At 59.2% G+C, this 17969-nt stretch carries 17 protein-coding genes; 3 read left to right on the top strand and 14 right to left on the bottom strand.

The window, feature by feature from the left end:
• Positions 1 to 103 precede the first annotated feature (103 nt).
• From garD to kdgD, 4 genes are all read right to left on the bottom strand, one after another.
• The gene (garD, locus tag AC1RAC_RS21770) at positions 104 to 1657 is read right to left on the bottom strand and encodes a galactarate dehydratase (protein ID WP_492616982.1); all 1554 of its coding nucleotides are present in this window, start codon (positions 1655 to 1657) and stop codon (positions 104 to 106) included.
• A 10-nt stretch (positions 1658 to 1667) separates the two neighbouring features.
• Entirely contained in the window at positions 1668 to 3032 is a 1365-nt protein-coding gene (locus tag AC1RAC_RS21765; RefSeq protein WP_003188541.1) for an MFS transporter, read from the bottom strand.
• 183 nt (positions 3033 to 3215) lie between these two features.
• The gene (locus AC1RAC_RS21760) at positions 3216 to 4661 is read right to left on the bottom strand and encodes an aldehyde dehydrogenase family protein (protein ID WP_492616981.1); all 1446 of its coding nucleotides are present in this window, start codon (positions 4659 to 4661) and stop codon (positions 3216 to 3218) included.
• A 54-nt stretch (positions 4662 to 4715) separates the two neighbouring features.
• A complete protein-coding gene (kdgD, locus tag AC1RAC_RS21755) occupies positions 4716 to 5627 on the bottom strand; it encodes a 5-dehydro-4-deoxyglucarate dehydratase (protein WP_003188537.1) in 912 nt (303 codons plus the stop codon).
• 233 nt (positions 5628 to 5860) lie between these two features.
• On the opposite strand from kdgD, the gene AC1RAC_RS21750 reads away from it, so the two are divergent.
• Positions 5861 to 7018 carry a phospholipase gene (locus tag AC1RAC_RS21750; RefSeq protein ID WP_127880803.1) on the top strand — a complete coding sequence of 386 codons (1158 nt, stop codon included), beginning with the start codon at positions 5861 to 5863 and terminating at the stop codon, positions 7016 to 7018.
• Between the two features lie 141 nt (positions 7019 to 7159).
• Here AC1RAC_RS21750 and AC1RAC_RS21745 read toward each other — a convergent pair whose 3' ends face one another.
• From AC1RAC_RS21745 to rplM, 8 genes are all read right to left on the bottom strand, one after another.
• Positions 7160 to 7909: a FadR/GntR family transcriptional regulator gene (locus AC1RAC_RS21745; protein ID WP_054897029.1), complete on the bottom strand. Its 750-nt coding sequence runs from the start codon at positions 7907 to 7909 to the stop codon at positions 7160 to 7162.
• Positions 7910 to 8068: 159 nt separating this feature from the next.
• Positions 8069 to 8488: a ClpXP protease specificity-enhancing factor gene (locus AC1RAC_RS21740; protein ID WP_014716912.1), complete on the bottom strand. Its 420-nt coding sequence runs from the start codon at positions 8486 to 8488 to the stop codon at positions 8069 to 8071.
• A gap of 17 nt (positions 8489 to 8505) precedes the next feature.
• On the bottom strand, positions 8506 to 9123 hold the full coding sequence (locus AC1RAC_RS21735) for a glutathione S-transferase N-terminal domain-containing protein (RefSeq protein WP_003188529.1): 618 nt from the start codon (positions 9121 to 9123) through the stop codon (positions 8506 to 8508).
• Positions 9124 to 9271: 148 nt separating this feature from the next.
• Positions 9272 to 10051: a cytochrome c1 gene (locus AC1RAC_RS21730; protein WP_014716911.1), complete on the bottom strand. Its 780-nt coding sequence runs from the start codon at positions 10049 to 10051 to the stop codon at positions 9272 to 9274.
• On the bottom strand, positions 10051 to 11262 hold the full coding sequence (locus tag AC1RAC_RS21725; RefSeq protein ID WP_003188526.1) for a cytochrome b: 1212 nt from the start codon (positions 11260 to 11262) through the stop codon (positions 10051 to 10053). Before AC1RAC_RS21725 ends, AC1RAC_RS21730 begins: the two co-directional genes overlap by 1 nt.
• Positions 11262 to 11855: a ubiquinol-cytochrome c reductase iron-sulfur subunit gene (gene petA, locus AC1RAC_RS21720; protein WP_003188524.1), complete on the bottom strand. Its 594-nt coding sequence runs from the start codon at positions 11853 to 11855 to the stop codon at positions 11262 to 11264. The genes AC1RAC_RS21725 and petA overlap by 1 nt, the downstream gene beginning before the upstream one ends.
• 265 nt (positions 11856 to 12120) lie before the next feature.
• On the bottom strand, positions 12121 to 12513 hold the full coding sequence (gene rpsI, locus AC1RAC_RS21715) for a 30S ribosomal protein S9 (RefSeq protein ID WP_002555064.1): 393 nt from the start codon (positions 12511 to 12513) through the stop codon (positions 12121 to 12123).
• 14 nt (positions 12514 to 12527) lie between these two features.
• Complete coding sequence (gene rplM / locus AC1RAC_RS21710; protein WP_003188508.1) at positions 12528 to 12956, bottom strand: 50S ribosomal protein L13; 429 nt, start codon at positions 12954 to 12956, stop codon at positions 12528 to 12530.
• Between the two features lie 251 nt (positions 12957 to 13207).
• On the opposite strand from rplM, the gene AC1RAC_RS21705 reads away from it, so the two are divergent.
• Positions 13208 to 14248, top strand: coding sequence for an NADP(H)-dependent aldo-keto reductase (locus tag AC1RAC_RS21705; protein WP_492616980.1), 1041 nt, complete (start codon positions 13208 to 13210; stop codon positions 14246 to 14248).
• A 144-nt stretch (positions 14249 to 14392) separates the two neighbouring features.
• Here AC1RAC_RS21705 and AC1RAC_RS21700 read toward each other — a convergent pair whose 3' ends face one another.
• The gene (locus tag AC1RAC_RS21700) at positions 14393 to 15529 is read right to left on the bottom strand and encodes an acyl-CoA dehydrogenase family protein (protein ID WP_057976851.1); all 1137 of its coding nucleotides are present in this window, start codon (positions 15527 to 15529) and stop codon (positions 14393 to 14395) included.
• A gap of 220 nt (positions 15530 to 15749) precedes the next feature.
• Between AC1RAC_RS21700 and AC1RAC_RS21695 the strand changes: the two genes are divergently transcribed.
• A complete protein-coding gene (locus AC1RAC_RS21695; RefSeq protein ID WP_169918830.1) occupies positions 15750 to 16670 on the top strand; it encodes a GlxA family transcriptional regulator in 921 nt (306 codons plus the stop codon).
• 138 nt (positions 16671 to 16808) lie between these two features.
• On the opposite strand, the gene zapE is transcribed toward AC1RAC_RS21695, so the two are convergent.
• Positions 16809 to 17903, bottom strand: a complete 1095-nt coding sequence (gene zapE, locus AC1RAC_RS21690; protein ID WP_463388487.1) for a cell division protein ZapE — start codon at positions 17901 to 17903, stop codon at positions 16809 to 16811.
• Between the last annotated feature and the right edge of the window lie 66 nt (positions 17904 to 17969).

Raw genomic sequence — 17969 nt, 5'->3', positions numbered from 1 at the left:
TTGCTCGCGAGAAACTCCCAGGCGCCGCGTTCATTCAGTTAACACGCGTTATCGTTGGCGTCTTTCGCGAGCAAGCTCGCTCCTACAGGGTTAGCGCCTGGTCTCAGGTAATCGGCGCCGGGTTGAACAGCGTGATGTCGTTATGCAGCTTATGCCGCTCTGCCCAGGTCTGCTTCTTGCCGCTGGCCACATCCAGATAGAAGTGGAACAGCTCCCAACCCAGCTCCTCGATACTCGCCCGCCCCGTCGCAATGCGCCCGGCGTCGATATCGATCAGGTCCGGCCAACGCTGGGCCAGTTCGGTGCGGGTGGAGACCTTCACCACCGGCGCCATCGCCAGCCCATACGGCGTGCCGCGCCCGGTGGTGAACACGTGCAGGTTCATCCCCGCTGCCAGTTGCAAGGTGCCGCAGACGAAATCGCTGGCCGGTGTGGCGCAGAAGATCAGGCCCTTTTCCTTGAAGCGCTCGCCAGGGCCAAGTACACCGTTGATTGCACTGCTGCCGGATTTGACGATGGAGCCCAACGACTTTTCGACAATATTCGACAGCCCGCCTTTCTTGTTACCCGGCGTGGTATTGGCGCTGCGGTCTGCCTCGCCCTTGGCCAGGTAACGGTCATACCAGTCCATTTCCCGGACCAGCTCGCGGGCAACGTCCGGGTTCTTCGCGCGTGAGGTCAGCAGGTAAATCGCATCGCGCACTTCAGTCACTTCGGAAAACATCACCGTCGCGCCGGCGCGCAGTAACAGATCCGAGGCATACCCCAGCGCCGGGTTGGCGGTGATGCCGGAAAACGCATCGCTGCCGCCGCACTGCATTCCCAGGATCAACTCGGAGGCCGGCACGGTTTCGCGGCGACGCTGGTTGAGTTTTTTCAAGCGCACGTCGGCCAGGGCCATGATCTGCTCGATCATTTCGGTAAAACCATGGCTGGAATCTTGCAAGCGATACAGCCACGGCTCGCTCAGGTCCACGGAGCTGTCGTTGTCGTGCATCACCTGGCCGGCCTGGAGCTTTTCACAGCCCAGGCTGATCACCAAGGCTTCGCCGCCCAGATTGGGGTTGCGCGCCAGGTTGCGCACGGTGCGGATGGGAATGTAGGCATCCGTCGCCGTAATCGCCACGCCGCAGCCGTAGCTGTGGGTCAGCGCCACCACGTCATCGACATGCGGGTACTGGGGCAGCAACTCGTCCTTGATGCGCTTGACCGCATGGTCCAGCACGCCGGTAACGCATTGCACGGTGGTGGTAATGCCGAGGATGTTGCGCGTGCCCACGGTGCCGTCCGCATTGCGATAGCCCTCGAAGGTAAACCCCTCCAGGGGCGTCTGGGTTTCAGGCACCTCGGTGGACAGCGGCAAGCTGTCCAGCGGCGGTGCGGTGGGCATGCGCAACTGGTCCTCCTGCACCCAACTGCCACGCGGAATCGGCGCCAGGGCATAACCGATGGTCTGGCCGTAGCGAATAATCTGGCCGCCCTCGGGGATGTCTTCCAGCGTCACCTTGTGGCTCTGCGGGATGAAATCCACGGTGACCAGGCCGTCGGGAAACTCGGTACCGGCGGGTACCCCTTGATCGTTCACCACGATCACCACATTGTCGCGCTCGTGCAAACGGATCGAGCGCGGCGAGTCGGCATGTTCAATCAACTGCATCACACGAACCTCAGGAATGCGCTTGAGAAAGGTTGGTCAACTCTGGGCCCTGGGTAGGCGGCTCCTTGAGCACCACGCGCTTGATCGGGCCGACAATCACCAAGTAACTGAACACCGCCACCAGCGCGTTGGCGCCCACGAAGACCAGCGCCCATTTGAACGAGCCGGTGGTGCTGATGATGTAGCCAATCACAATCGGCGTGGTGATCGAGGCCAGGTTACCGAAGGTGTTGAACAAGCCGCCACTGAGGCCGGCGATTTGTTTCGGTGAGGTGTCGGATACCACCGCCCAACCCAATGCGCCCACGCCTTTGCCGAAGAAGGCCAAGGCCATGAAGCCCACCACCATCCATTCGATGTCTACGTAATTGCACGCCACGATGCTGCTGGAAATCAGCAGGCCACCGATGATCGGCGCCTTGCGTGCGAAGGTCAGCGAATGGCCTTTGCGCAGCAGGTAGTCGGAAATCACCCCGCCGAGCACTCCGCCGATAAAGCCGCAGATCGCCGGTAACGAGGCAATGAAGCCGGCCTTGAGGATGGTCATGCCACGCTCCTGCACCAGGTACACCGGAAACCAGGTCAGGAAGAAGTAGGTGATGCCGTTGATGCAGTACTGGCCCAGGTAGACGCCGAGCATCATGCGGTTGGTCAGGAGCTGGCGGATGTAATCCCACTTCGGCCCGTCGGTTTTCTTACCCTTGCCCTTGTCCTGATCCATATCGACCATCGCGCCATTGGCGGCGATGTGATTGAACTCGGCTTCGTTGATCATCGGATGCTGGCGCGGGCTGTGGATAACTTTCAGCCAGATCAGCGAGAAAACAATGCCGATCACGCCCATCACGATAAACACGTGCTGCCAGCCGAAGCGATAGACGATCCAGCCCATCAACGGCGCGAACAACACCGTGGCGAAGTACTGGGCCGAGTTGAAGATCGCCGACGCAGTGCCGCGTTCAGCCGTAGGAAACCACGCCGCAACAATACGGGCATTTCCCGGAAACGAGGGCGCCTCGGCCAAGCCCACCATGAAGCGCAGCATGAACAGCGCGACCACCGCAGTGGAGACGCCAAACTCACCGACATAGCCTTGCAGCACGGTGAACAGCGACCAAGTGAAAATGCTCAGGGCATAGACTTTTTTCGAGCCGAAACGGTCGAGCAGCCAGCCGCCGGGAATTTGTCCGGCCACGTAGGCCCAACCGAATGCAGAGAAGATATAACCGAGGGTGACCGCGTCGATACCGAGGTCTTTTTGCAGGCTGGAGCCGGCGATAGCGATGGTGGCCCGGTCGGCGTAGTTGATCGTGGTCACCAGAAACAGCATGAGCAGGATCAAATAGCGGACGTGGGTCGGCTTGGTCGCTTGCATGTAGAAGTACTCCCACTAATTATTTTTTTTGCGGGTAATGATTTTGTATTGCCTGGTTGCGCCTTCCTGTAGGAGCGAGCTTGCTCGCGAAGAACTTCAACGATTACGCGGGCATTCAGGATGCACGCGGTGAATTTGAGTTTTTCGCGAGCAAGCTCGCTCCTACAGAGAGGGTGCTGCGTGTTACGAACCGATGTAGCTGGTTTTCACCACGGTGTAGAACTCTTGCGCATAGCGACCCTGCTCACGCGAACCGTAGGATGAACCCTTACGGCCACCAAATGGAACGTGGTAATCCACCCCCGCCGTCGGCAGGTTGACCATCACCATCCCAGCCTGGGAGTAGCGCTTGAAGTGGTTGGCATATTTGAGCGAGGTGGTGGCGATGCCGGCCGACAAGCCGAACTCGGTGTCATTGGCCATGGCCAGCGCCGCCTCGTAGTCCGCCACGCGCACCACGTTGGCCACCGGGCCGAAGATCTCTTCACGGCTGATGCGCATCGCCGCTTCACTGTCGGCAAACAGTGTGGGCGCCAGGTAATAGCCTTCGGTGTCGCAGGTCACCAGGCCGCCCCCACTCACCAGCCGGGCACCTTCGCTCTGGCCGATGTCGATGTATTTCAGGTCCTGATCCAACTGGGCCTGGGATACCACCGGGCCAATGTCGGTGCCGCTATTCAAAGCGTGGCCCACCTTGATCGACTTCATGCGCTCGGCCATGGCGGCGACAAACTGGTCGTGGATCCCCGCGGTGACAATCAAGCGGCTCGAGGCCGTGCAACGCTGGCCGGTAGAGTAGAACGCACTCTGTACCGACAGCTCGACAGCCTGCTTGAGGTCGGCATCGTCGAGAATGATTTGCGGGTTCTTGCCACCCATCTCCAACTGCACCTTGGCCTGGCGCGATACACAACTGACCGCGATCTGACGCCCAACGCCCACCGACCCGGTGAAACTGATGCCATCGACTTTCGGGCTGTTGACCAACACGTCGCCGACCACACGGCCACTGCCCATCACCAGGTTGAACACACCGGCGGGGAAACCGGCGCGGGAGATGATTTCGGCCAAGGCCCAGGCGCAGCCCGGCACCAGCTCGGCAGGCTTGATCACCACGCAGTTGCCGTAGGCCAGGGCCGGGGCGATTTTCCACGCGGGGATGGCGATCGGGAAGTTCCACGGGGTGATCAGACCCACCACACCGAGGGCTTCGCGGGTCACTTCAACGTTGACGCCCGGGCGCACCGAAGGCAAGTAATCGCCCGAGAGGCGCAAGCACTCACCGGCGAAGAATTTGAAGATATTGCCGGCGCGGGTCACCTCGCCAATGGCTTCGGGCAGGGTCTTGCCCTCTTCGCGGGCCAGCAGGGTGCCGAGTTCTTCACGACGAGCGAGGATCTCGCTGCCGACTTTATCCAGCGCATCGTGACGCGCCTGGATACCGGAGGTGGACCACGCCGGGAACGCGGCGCGGGCAGCGTCGATGGCCGCGTTGACTTGGGCCACGTCGGCTTTGGCGTATTCGCCAATGGCGTCGGACACATCCGACGGGTTGATGTTGGTGCAGTAGTCGGCGCCGGTTACCCATTCGCCATTGATGTAGTTCTCAAAACGCTTTGCCTGGGACACGAATCTTCTCCTGACGCAAAAGGCCGCTGATTGCTCAGCGGCCTTGTGGATAATTTATTGCGCGCCTTGCTTGTCGATCAGCGCGGCGAGGGCTTCGTACTCTTCCGGCAGCAGGTCGGTCAGTGGCGTGCGCACCGGGCCTGCGTCATAACCGACGATTTTCGCACCGGCCTTGACGATGCTCACCGCGTAACCGGCCTTGCGGTTACGGATATCCAGGTATGGCAGGAAGAAGTCGTCAATGATCTTGCCAACGGTGGCGTGATCTTCGCGGGCAATGGCGTGGTAGAAATCCATCGCAGTCTTGGGGATGAAGTTGAACACCGCCGAGGAGTACACCGGCACGCCCAGGGCCTTGTAGGCCGCGGCGTAAACCTCTGCGGTCGGCAAGCCACCGAGGTAGCTGAAACGGTCGCCCAGGCGACGGCGGATCGACACCATCAGCTCGATATCACCCAGGCCATCCTTGTAGCCGATCAGGTTCGGGCAGCGCTCGGCCAGGCGCTCCAGCAGCGGTGCGGTCAGGCGGCAGACATTGCGGTTGTACACCACCACGCCGATCTTGACCGACTTGCACACGGCTTCAACGTGGGCGGCAACCCCGTCCTGGCTGGCTTCGGTGAGGTAGTGCGGCAGCAGCAACAGACCTTTGGCGCCGAGGCGTTCGGCCTCTTGGGCATACTCGATGGCCTGGCGGGTGGCACCGCCTACACCGGCCAGGATCGGCACGCTGGACGCACAGGTATCCACGGCGGTTTTCACTACTTGGGAATATTCGCTGGCCGCCAGGGAGAAAAACTCACCTGTGCCACCTGCGGCGAACAAGGCGCTGGCGCCATAAGGGGCCAGCCATTCCAGGCGCTTGATGTAACCCGCCTGGTGGAAATCACCCTGGGCGTTGAAATCGGTCACCGGGAAAGACAGCAGACCGTGGGAGAGGATGGACTTCAGTTCTTGTGGATTCATTATTCGAACACCCTGGGCGAAGACTTTCTAACGAAAGGTTGTTGTTGGTTTTGATGATGTCGTACGTCATCGTACAACTATAAATAGATTCGTCAACTGCAATTCATCCGGCGTAATCCCGCGAAGGCTTAAGACGCGGCTCTTGACGTAGGAAATCTCTCACCTATGATTCAAAAAGCTGTATGCATATACAGTTATCACGGAAGATTCCTACGACATAGCAAGGAGCTAACATGTCAGGTCTTGAACTCGCAGCACCCGAAAAAACACCACCTACCCTGCGCTTCGAAGGCGGTGAACACACCGCCATCGGCGATGACACCCTGCTTCGCTTCGTCAAGGACGCCCCGGCCATTCCTGCGCGCCAAGTCGAACTGCACCTGCCCAACGGGCTTGCGCTGACCTATGGCCAAGTGATCGCCCTGGGCGGCGACTTCTATGGCATCCCCGGCCAACCGATCAGCGAGGGCAATTCTCCGGCCGAGCGCGTGCAACGCTTCACCGCGGCCTTCAATTCTCTTGCCGTGTTGCCTGCTTCACGGGAAGAAGCGCAGAAGATCCTGGCGGTGATGCAAAAGGAGATCAACGCCGTCAACCAGGCGATCAAGGACGGCAAACAGCCTCATGAAGCCTATGACGCCTTGGGAGATACGTTGTCGGAGGAGTGGAACCGTATTACCGGTGGGGGCAGTGCTGTTTCGGCCCTCGTGCCGCTGGGGCGCTACCTGAAGCTGGCAGCGGACAACGCCGACCACTTCGGTGAATGGGCCCTGTCCGCCTACTTGGCCGGCCATACGGCAGCCTTGCAACAGGCAGTAGTGGCCCATCAGACCGGCACCGACCAGGCCCTGGAATTGGCCTACGCCATGAACAGCTTTGCCGATCATTTTTTGACCGACCTGTTTTCCGCCGGCCACCTGCGGGTACCGCGCAAACAACTGGCAGCGGTGGTGACGCCTGGAGAACTCGGCTCGCTGATCAGCCGCTTCATGCACGATGAAGACAGCAAATTCGGGCTCAAGGTGCGCAATGCCATGGGCGCTCAGTGGCATGCCTACGGCGACAAGCGCTACTTCGACAGCATCGACGCCGACAATCGCGTGCAGGTCAAACGGGCGGTACAGGCCTCGGCAGATGAAATCTTCGAAACCTTCATCAGCGGCATCGCGCCCTCCCCGGCTGAGTTCAAGGCACCGCTGTATGTGCCCGACCTGAACGCCGCGCAGAACCCGGCGAATAACTTCTCGCCGCTGTTCAAGATGGAGGGAGACAAGGTGCTGCGACGCAAGGACGTCAACGATTTGAACGACAAGCACTGGACCAATGATTGGTGGGGGTGGAGTACGTATTTGCTGCTTAAAGACTACAAGCCAAACCAACCCGCCAACTAACGGCTGGCATGATCGTTCCCACGCTCTGCGTGGGAATACAGCCTATGACGCTCCGCGTCACCCTGCGAGGGCTTGAGAAATTCACGCGCATCGGGACGCGGAGCGTCCATAGAGGCGTTACCACGCAGAGCGTGGGAACGATCAGACCCGCTGCGCCTCTGCCTCTTCATGGGCATGGCGCAGTCGTTCGCGACTGTTGGTCAAATGCAAGCGCATCGCAGCCCGCGCCGCATCCGAATCCTGGCGGGCTATCGCCTCGTAGATCTCTTCGTGTTCGCGGCTCAAGCGGCTCATGTAGTGCTGTTGATCATCATGGGCCAGGCGCGCCGAATTCAGGCGGGTACGCGGAATGATGCTGGTGCCCAGGTGGGTCATGATGTCGGTGAAGTAGCGGTTGCCGGTAGACAGTGCAATTTCCAGGTGGAAGGCAAAGTCCGACGCCACCGCATCGCCGGCGTGGGCCGCACTCTCATTCAAGGCATCGAGGGCCGCACGCATGGCCGCCAGTTGCTCCTCGCTGCGACGCAGCGCCGCGAGGCCCGCAGACTCCACTTCCAGGCTGATACGCAGCTCCAGAATCGCCAGCACATCGCGCAAGGTCACCACGGTGGCCGGGTCTATGCGAAAACCGCTGGGGCTTGGCGTGTCCAGCACGAAGGTGCCGATACCGTGGCGAGTCTCGACCTGCCCCGCCGCTTGCAGGCGCGAGATGGCTTCACGGACCACCGTCCGGCTGACGCCATGGGCGTCCATGATCGCCGACTCGGTCGGCAGCTTGTCGCCGCGTTTGAGCTGGCCATCGCGGATCTGCTCGGACAACACCGTGACCAATTCCTGGGCAAGGCTGCGGCGCTTGCGGGGAAGACGTGGGGCGGCGTTGGCGTTTTCCATGATGAACCATCTTTCTCGACGAACTAAAGACCGCATCATAGCCCATGGTGGTTGTACGATCACCGTTCTGGCGCGACTTTCATCCATATCCTTCACGCAAAAAAAATGCCCCGACCGACGTCGGGGCATTTTTCAGATGGATCTGTAAGCGAAATCCGCCTACTTCACCACTTTCAAGCTTGGCCGACCGCTAGGGCGCGGCGGCTCGGTATCCGGTGGCGGTACATCATCACCGTCTTCGCCTTCGATCGTTTCGTCATCCTCCAAAGGCGACTCCAGATCGAACACCATGCCCTGGCCATTTTCCCGGGCGTAGATCCCGAGGATGGCACCGATGGGCACGAACAGCGTATGGGGCACACCGCCGAAACGCCCTTCGAAGCTCACCGCTTCGTTGTCCATGTGCAGGTGGCGCACGGCACTGGGCGATACGTTCAGCACAATCTGTCCGTCACTGGCAAAACCCTGGGGTACCTGAACCGCAGGAAATTCGGAATTGACCAGCATGTGCGGGGTGCAATCGTTGTCCACAATCCACTCATAGAGCGCGCGGACCAGGTAAGGTCGACTGGAGTTCATCAACGGCTCCTTAAGCCTTAGCGCATATCACGTTCGGCACCAGACAGACTTGCCTGGAAAGCCTCACGCGCAAACTGGCGCTCCATGTAATCAAGCAACGGCTTGGCCGGCCGTGGCAGTTCAATGCCCAGAATCGGCAAGCGCCAGAGTATGGGTAATAGGCAGCAATCCACCAAGCTTTGTTCCTCACTGAGGAAAAAAGGTTTATCGGCGAACAACGGCGAAACGCCGGTGAGGCTCTCGCGCAATTCCTTGCGCGCCTGCACACGAGCGGCTTCTTTGGAACGCGAATCCAGGATCACATCCACCAACCCGCACCAGTCACGCTGGATCCGATGGATCAGCAGGCGGCTGTTGGCACGCGCCACCGGGTACACCGGCAGCAAAGGCGGATGAGGGTAACGCTCATCCAAGTATTCCATCACCACGGTCGACTCCCACAACGCCAGGTCACGATCGACCAGGGTGGGCAAGCTGCCGTAAGGGTTCACTTCGATCAGCTTCGGCGGCTGACGGCCCGCCTCCACACTGATGATCTCGGCGCTGACACCCTTCTCTGCGAGCACGATGCGTACTCGGTGGGAATAGTGGTCGGCGGGGTCGGAGTAACAGGCCAACCGGTTGGTCACGCCCATGGCGGTCCTCCTCGCTTGTTGAAATTATCGAAAGCTCAAAAACGAGCGCGCCCAGAAAGCATCCCTGTAACGTCCGGTTCAAACCGACGCTACGTGTTCAGAGATGCCGCTGGGCGCGCAAGATTAACAGCAATTGCTTACGGTTGGATCAATGCACATCCTTCCAGTATTCACGCTTGAGCAAATAAGCGAATACGAAGAAGAAAGCCAGGTACAGCAAGACGTAGGTACCGATGCGCTGATGCTGCAGTTTGACCGGGTTGGCCGAGTAGGCCAGGAAGGTCACCAGGTTCTTGACCTTCTCGTCGAACTGCTCTTCGTTCAGCGTACCGGTCTTGGGCACGATGGTCAGTTGATCGCACGCTTCATGGGTCAGCGGCGTGCCGGTCAACGGATCATATTGCTTCTTGCCGTCTTCAACGACCTGAACCTGCTTGCATCCTACCACTTGGCGCCCCTGCAGGCCGACCAGAACGTTCGGCATGCCGACGTTCGGGAAGACTTTGTTGTTCACGCCATAGGGGCGTGCAGGGTCTTCGTAGAAGGACTTGAGGTAACCGTAGAGCCAGTCGGTACCGCGTACACGGGCCACCAGGGTAAGGTCGGGCGGTGCGGCGCCGAACCAGGTCTTGGCGTCGGCCGGTTGCATGCCGATGTTCATGTGGTCGCCGATCTTGGCGCCTGTGAACACCGCGTGGCTGAGCATTACTTCATGGGGAATGCCCAGGTCATCGGCAACGCGCTCGTACCGTTGGAACTTGGCGCTGTGGCAACCCATGCAGTAGTTGGTGAATGTACGCAGCCCATCCTGCATGGCGGCTTTGTCAGACACATCGATATCGACTTTTTCCAGCTGCGCACCATGTTCGGCAGCGAAGGACAGTAGCGGCAGTGCCGCAAGCACGAATGCAACGAGTAATTTTTTCATCAGCCAGTCACCCTTTCCGGAACCGGTTTGGTCTTCTCGAGCCGGGTATAGAACGGCATCAGAATGAAGTAGGCGAAGTACAGGAAGGTGCAGACCTGCGACAGCAAGGTCCGTTCAGGGGTGGGCGCCAATACACCCAACACACCCAGGATCACGAACGAAATGCAGAACACCCACAGCCAGATCTTGCTCAGCCAGCCTTTGTAGCGCATTGACTTGACCGGGCTACGATCGAGCCACGGCAGCACGAACAGCACCGCGATGGCCGCGCCCATGGCGATCACGCCCATGAGTTTGTCGGGGATCGCGCGCAAGATCGCGTAGAACGGCGTGAAGTACCAGACCGGGGCAATGTGCTCAGGTGTCTTGAAGGCGTTAGCTTGTTCGAAGTTAGGCTTCTCCAGGAAATAACCACCCATCTCCGGGAAAAAGAACACGATCGAGCAGAACACAAACAGGAACACGACCACGCCGACAATGTCTTTTACGGTGTAGTACGGGTGGAACGGAATGCCATCCAGCGGGATGCCGTTCTCGTCCTTGTGCTTCTTGATGTCCACGCCATCCGGGTTGTTGGAACCCACTTCGTGCAGCGCCAGGATATGCAAGACCACCAGGCCCAGGATCACGATCGGCAAGGCAACCACGTGCAGGGCGAAGAAGCGGTTCAGGGTAATGCCGGAGATCAGGTAGTCACCACGAATCCACTGGGTCAGGTCGTTGCCGATCACCGGGATTGCGCCGAACAGCGAGATGATCACCTGGGCGCCCCAGTACGACATCTGGCCCCAAGGTAGCAGGTAGCCCATAAAGGCTTCGGCCATCAGTGCCAGATAGATCAACATGCCGAAGACCCACACCAGCTCACGGGGCTTCTGGTACGAGCCGTAGAGCAGGCCGCGGAACATGTGCAGGTAGACGACGATAAAGAACGCCGACGCACCGGTGGAGTGCAACAGGCGCAGGATCGAGCCGTACTCGACATCACGCATGATGTATTCGACAGAGGCAAACGCCTCTTCCGCCGACGGCGTGTAGCTCATCGTCAACCACACGCCAGTGACGATCTGGTTGACCAGCACCAACAGCGCCAGGGAGCCGAAGAAGTAGAAGAAGTTGAAGTTTTTCGGCGCGTAATATTTGCTGAGATGGTCTTCCCACATTTTAGTGGCGGGGAAGCGCGCATCCACCCAATCCATGAACTTGCTCATCACGCGTTCTCCTTGTCGAGGCCAATGACAATGATGTCGTCAGATTCGTAATTGTGAGGAGGAACCGGCAGGTTCAGGGGCGCGGGCTGGGATTTGTAGACGCGGCCGGCGAGGTCATAGTGGGAACCGTGGCACGGGCAGAAATAACCGCCGACCCAGTCTTTACCCAAGTCGACAGGCGCCACTTCCGGGCGGAAGGTAGGTGAGCAACCCAGATGGGTACAAAGACCAACCAGCAGCAGAATCTCTGGCTTGATCGAACGTGCTTCGTTCTTGGCGTAGGCGGGCTGGTCGGACTTTTCGGATGTCGGGTCAGACAGCTGGCCTTCGATCTTCTTCAGATTCCCCAGGATTTCCTCGGTACGACGAACAATGAAAACCGGCTGGCCGCGCCACTCAGCAATCATCTGCTGGCCTGGCTCGATCTTGCTGACATTCACCTTCACCGGTGCACCTGCGGCTTTCGCCTTGGCACTGGGAAACCATGACCCCACGAACGGGACCGCAGCCCCCACCGCTCCTGCAGCACCCACCACGGATGTGGCTGCTACCAAGAAGCGACGCCGGCCTGCATTCACGCCGTCATTGCTCATTCAGTCCTCTCCCATCAGCTTTTTGGCCTGTTAAATCAGGCGTCTACTAAGTGTTGAATCTTTACTTATAAAAATTTTGACGGATGGTAATGAAAAGCCCCACGTATGACAAGGGAATTGCCCGGGGCTCCGTCTCCAGGCCTTGTAGTATAGGGGGTCTACGGATGTGGCAAGTTGTCACGGCGAAAAATGTGCATAAATCACAGGCAATAAAAAACGCCCAGCTCCGTGAGGAGCTGGGCGTTTTTGTGGAACGTAAAGCGAATTAACGCTTCGAGTACTGCGGACGCTTACGCGCTTTACGCAGACCGACTTTCTTACGTTCAACTTCACGAGCATCGCGAGTCACGAAGCCAGCTTTGCGCAGAGCGCCACGCAGGGTTTCGTCGTACTGCATCAGAGCGCGAGTGATACCGTGGCGGATTGCGCCAGCTTGACCACTTACACCGCCACCGATAACGGTGACGTAGATGTCGAACTTTTCAACGGTCTCGGTCAATTCCAGCGGCTGACGAACTACCATGCGGGCAGTTTCGCGGCCGAAGAAGTTGTCCAGGGAGCGGTTGTTGATCGAGATGTTACCAGTGCCCGGACGCAGGAAAACGCGTGCGGTTGCGGTTTTGCGACGGCCAGTGCCGTAATTTTGAGTCGCCGACATAATGAACTATTCCGTTAAAACTTCAGTTCTTGGGGCTGCTGAGCAGCATGAGGGTGTACAGCGCCCGCATAGACTTTCAGCTTGCGAAACATATCGCGACCCAGTGGGCCCTTAGGCAGCATGCCTTTGACCGCGATTTCGATCGGGGCTTCAGGCTTCTTGGCAATCAGGCCTTCGAAGTTGGAAGACTTGATACCGCCTGGGAAACCGGAGTGACGGTAGTACATTTTGTCGCTTGCTTTGTTGCCGGTTACACGAACCTGCTCAGCATTGATGATGACGATGTAGTCGCCGGTATCAACGTGCGGGGTGTATTCAGGCTTGTGCTTGCCACGCAGACGGCTGGCGACTTCAGTGGCCAGACGACCCAGGGTCTGACCAGCGGCGTCGACGACAAACCAGTCGCGCTGAACTGTTTCCGGTTTTGCAGTAAAAGTTGTCATTCTTTAATAGCCTCAGGGGCCGCCTGTAAATTTAGACGGCGGATCTTACTGAATAGTGCGTACTTTGACAAGGTCAAAGGCAGCCGGATACAGACGCTATCGGGGGCTCGGGTCGGCGCGTCCGTTCAACGGCAAGATTCTTCGGCAGGCGGCGCATCACTTCCACTGCAGAAAGAGGTGGGCAATTATGCAGATTGCGAAAAAAAATTCAACCTGCTTTTATGATTGTTTTCCCCCCGAAGGAGTACCCGATGGATTACCGACAGCTGGGCCGCACCGATCTGAATGTCAGCGCGATCGCGTTGGGCACCATGACCTGGGGCGAGCAGAACAGCGAGGCAGAGGCCTTCGCGCAGATCGAACGGGCCAAGGCCGCGGGGATCAACTTCCTCGACACTGCAGAAATGTACCCGGTGCCGCCCAAGGCCGACACCTACGCCACCACCGAGCGCTACATCGGCAACTACTTCAAAAGCCGTGGTGACCGCGCCGACTGGATCCTTGCCAGCAAAATCGCCGGCCCCGGCAACACCATCGACTACATCCGCGATGGCCACCTGCGCCACAACCGCAAGCACATCGGCGCAGCCCTCGACGCCAGCCTCAAGCGCCTGCAGACCGACTGGATCGACCTCTACCAACTGCATTGGCCGGAGCGCAGCACCAACTTCTTCGGCCAGTTGAGCTACAAGCACAAGGACGAAGACGACCTCACGCCACTGGAGGAAACGCTCGAAGCCCTGGATGAACAGGTGAAGGCCGGCAAGATCCGCCACATTGGCCTGTCCAACGAAACGCCGTGGGGCACCATGAAGTTCCTCGCCCTGGCCGAAGCCCGCGGCTGGCCGCGTGCAGTGTCGATCCAGAACCCCTACAACCTGCTCAACCGCAGCTTTGAAGTGGGCCTGGCGGAAGTTGCCATTCGTGAGCAGTGCGGCTTGCTGGCCTATTCGCCTTTGGCGTTCGGCATGCTCAGTGGCAAGTATGAAGACGGCGCACGTCCGGCCAAGGCGCGCCTGACCGAGTACAGCCGTTTCAGCCGCTACTTCAACCCGCAATCGGAAGCGGCATGCAGCCGCTATGTGGCGTTGGCGCGCGAGCATGGCCTGGACCCGGCGCAGATGGCGCTGGCGTTTGTGACACAGCAGCCGTTTGTGACCAGCAATATCATTGGGGCCACATCACTGGAACAACTGGACAGCAACATCGCCAGTGCCGAACTGAAATTGTCGAAAGAGGTGCTGGAAGGGATTGAGGCGATTCAGAAGGATCATCCGAATCCAGCACCTTGATTGATCCGCACTGATCGTTCCCACGCTCTGCGTGGGAATGCCGCCTTGGACGCTCTGCGTCCGCTTTCAGAGTCGTGACGCGGAGCGTCACATGAGGCGTTCCCACGCGGAGCGTGGGAACGGTCAATCAAGAGCACCTAACAATCAAAGTGCCCGCGCAATGATCTCCTTCATGATCTCATTGGTCCCCGCATAAATGCGCTGCACCCGCGCATCCGCCCAGGCCCGGGCAATCGGGTATTCCCACATGAAGCCGTAGCCGCCATGCAACTGCACGCACTCATCGAGCACCTTGCATTGCAGGTCCGTGGCCCAGTACTTGGCCATCGCCGCCGTGGGCACGTCCAGCTTGCCTTCCAGATGCAAGGCCATGCACTGATCGACAAACACGCGGCCAATCTGAATCTCGGTGGCCATCTCCGCCAGCTTGAACCGGGTGTTCTGGAAATCGGCAATCGCCTTGCCGAACGCCTTGCGCTCTCGCGTGTACTCGAGGGTCCATTGCAACGCCGCTTCGGCTGAAGACAGCGCGCCAATCGCCACGGTCAGGCGTTCTTGTGGCAGTTCCTGCATCAGGTAGGCAAAGCCCATGCCCGCCTGGCCCAGCAGATTTTCCTTGGGCACGCGCACATCCTGGAAGAACAGCTCCGAGGTGTCCTGCGCCTTCATGCCGACTTTCTCCAGGCGCTTGCCCTTGTCGAAGCCCGGCGTGTCGGCTTCCACCAGGAACAGACTGGTGCCCTTGGCGCCAGCCTTGGGGTCGGTCTTGGCGACGACAATCACCAGATCGGCCAGGTAGCCGTTGGTGATAAAGGTCTTGGAGCCGTTGATCACGTACTCATCACCCTCCAAAACCGCTGTGGTCTTGACGCCCTGCAGGTCGGAACCAGCGCCCGGCTCGGTCATGGCAATGGCCGTGACCATCTCCCCGGAGATCAACTTGGGCAGGTACTTGTGCTTCAGTGCTTCACTGCCGTAATGCAGGATGTAAGGCGCGACGATATCCGAGTGCAGGGAAAAGCCGATGCCGGTCAAACCCAGGCGGCTGACTTCTTCGATCACCACCGCGCTGTAGAGAAAATCCGCGCCCAGCCCGCCATATTCCTCTGGCAGGTGGGAACACAACATGCCCGCCTCCCCCGCCTGGTTCCACAGGTTACGTTCGATATAGCCCTGCTTTTCCCATTGCCCATGGAAGGGCACGGCGTGCTTTTCGAGAAAGGTGCGCACGCTCTCACGGAAGAGTTCGTGCTCCGAGCTGAACAAGGTTCTGGGGATCATGGGTCACCTGCGTGGATTGTCGGACAAGGACGAGCCCACAGAGCCTATGCCCCGAGGGCGTCACGGGACACTGGACACATGCGACAAAAAATAAGACGATCCAGCCGTCTGGTGACCACTTTCCCCTATAAGAATAAATGAAATTATGTCTAACCAAATCTCCACGCCGTTGCGGCGCGTCAGCATTTTGGCCATTGATCGGGTATTCGCTTCAACCCTCATGCAAGCCAAGGATTTCTTCCATCTCGCCAGCCTGCGCCATGGCAAACAGCAAGGCCTGGGCCTGACCCCAGGGTTCGAAACGCGCCTGGTCAGCCCCGACGGCCAGTCCGTGCGCAGCTTCAGCGATGTGATCATGCCAGTGGACGGCGGCCTCGAAGACGCCGACATCATTGTGCTGCCAGCTTTCTGGGACGACTTCGATGCCCTGTGCTCGCGCTACCCGCAAGTGCTGCCGTGGCTGCGCGAACAGCACGCCCGCGGCGCCGTACTCTGCGGCGAGGCCACCGGGGTGTTCTGGCTGGCCGAAGCCGGGCTGCTCGATGGCAAGGAGGCGACCACCTACTGGCGCTTCTTCAATGCCTTCAGCGAGCGTTTCCCCAAGGTGCAGCTCAATCAGGACAAGCACCTCACGGATGCCGATAACCTGTATTGCGCCGGTGGCACCACGTCGGCCTGCGACCTTTATATCTACCTGATCGAACGCTTCTGCGGCGCCAACATCGCCCAGGCGGTGGCCCGCGACATTCTCTACGAGGTGCAGCGCAACTATTCACCGGGGCGGATCGGGTTTGGCGGGCAGAAGCTGCATCAGGACGTGATCATCCTGCAGATCCAGCATTGGCTTGAAGAGCACTTTGCCGACAAATTCCGCTTTGAAGACGTCGCCCGGGAACACGGCATGAGCATCCGCAACTTCATGCGCCGCTTCCAGACCGCGACCGGTGACAAGCCGCTGCATTACCTGCAACGCCTGCGCATCGAGACCGCCAAGGGCCTGCTCTCGGGCAGCCGCAAGAGCATCAAGACCATCAGCTACGAGGTGGGTTACGACGATGCGAGTTTCTTTGCGCGGTTGTTCAGGCAGCACACGGAGTTGTCGCCCAACCAGTATCGCCAGCAATTTCAGCAGGCCGCCTGACTCCAGGCCAACACAAACCATTGTGGGAGCTGGCTTGCCTGCGATGACGGTGTATCAGCCAGCCTATAGTTGACTGATACACCCCCATCGCGGGCAAGCCCGGCTCCCACATTAGATCTCCATTGAGCCGGAGATTGATTAAGGCTTGTGCCCGCGCGACAGGAACTCGTGGGACTGCATTTCCAGCAAACGGCTCAGGGTGCGCTGGAATTCGAAATTCAAGCGGCCGCCGGTATAGAGGTCCTTGAGTTCGACTTCCGCCGAGATGATCAGCTTGACGTTACGGTCGTAGAACTCATCGACCATGTTGATGAACCGTCGGGCGATATCGTCGGTGGTCACGCCCATCTGTTCCACACCACTCAAGATCACGGCGTGGAAGATCTTGCCCAGCTCGATGTAATCGTTCTGGCTGCGCGGCCCATCGCACAGTTGGCGGAACTCGAACCAGGCCACGTCATCGCAGGTGCGCAACGCGATGATTTCGCGGTTCTCGATCATCAGCCTGTCGTTTTCCACCGCTTGCGTGCATTCCGGCGTCAGCGCACGGAAGCTTTTCTTCAGGCTTTCGTGCGCCGCTTCGTTGAGCGGGAAGTGGAACAGCTCGGCTTGCTCCAGGTGACGCAAGCGGTAGTCGACGCCGCTGTCGACGTTGACGATATCGGTGTTCTGCTTGATCAGCGCAATGGCCGGCAGGAAGCGCGCACGTTGCAGGCCGTCCTTGTACAGGCCATCGGGCACGATGTTCGACGTGGCCACCAGGGTCACACCGTTCTTGAACAGTTCTTCCATCAGCGTGCCAAGGATCATGGCGTCGGTGATGTCAGAGACGAAGAATTCATCGAAGCAGATCACCCGGGCCTCTTGGGAGAAACGCTTGGCGATGATGGTCAGCGGGTTTTTCTCGCCCGGCAGGGTCTTCATCTCTTCGTGCACGCGCTTCATGAAGCGGTGGAAGTGCGTACGCACCTTTTCCTTGAACGGCAGCGCTTCAAAGAAGGTGTCTACCAGGTAAGTCTTGCCCCGGCCCACGCCGCCCCAGAAATACAGGCCCTTGACCGGCGTGTGGTCTTTCTTGCCAAACAGCTTGCTGAACATCCCTGGCTTGCTTTGCGACGCGGCCACGAGGTCCTCGTACAGGCGCTGCAAATGACGCACGGCATTTTCCTGGGCCGCGTCGTGGAAGAACTCGGGGCGTTTCAGATCAGCTTGATATCGTTCTAGGGGCGTCATAATTTCGTTAGCAAGGCAACAAAAACGGGCCGACACTGTAACGACGGCCCTGGATAATGGCAATCA

The organism is Pseudomonas sp. GW823-FHT02F05 (genome assembly GCF_058797315.1).
The sequence above is the reverse complement of the archived record's forward strand: the minus strand, read 5'-3'. Positions and strand labels throughout refer to the sequence as shown.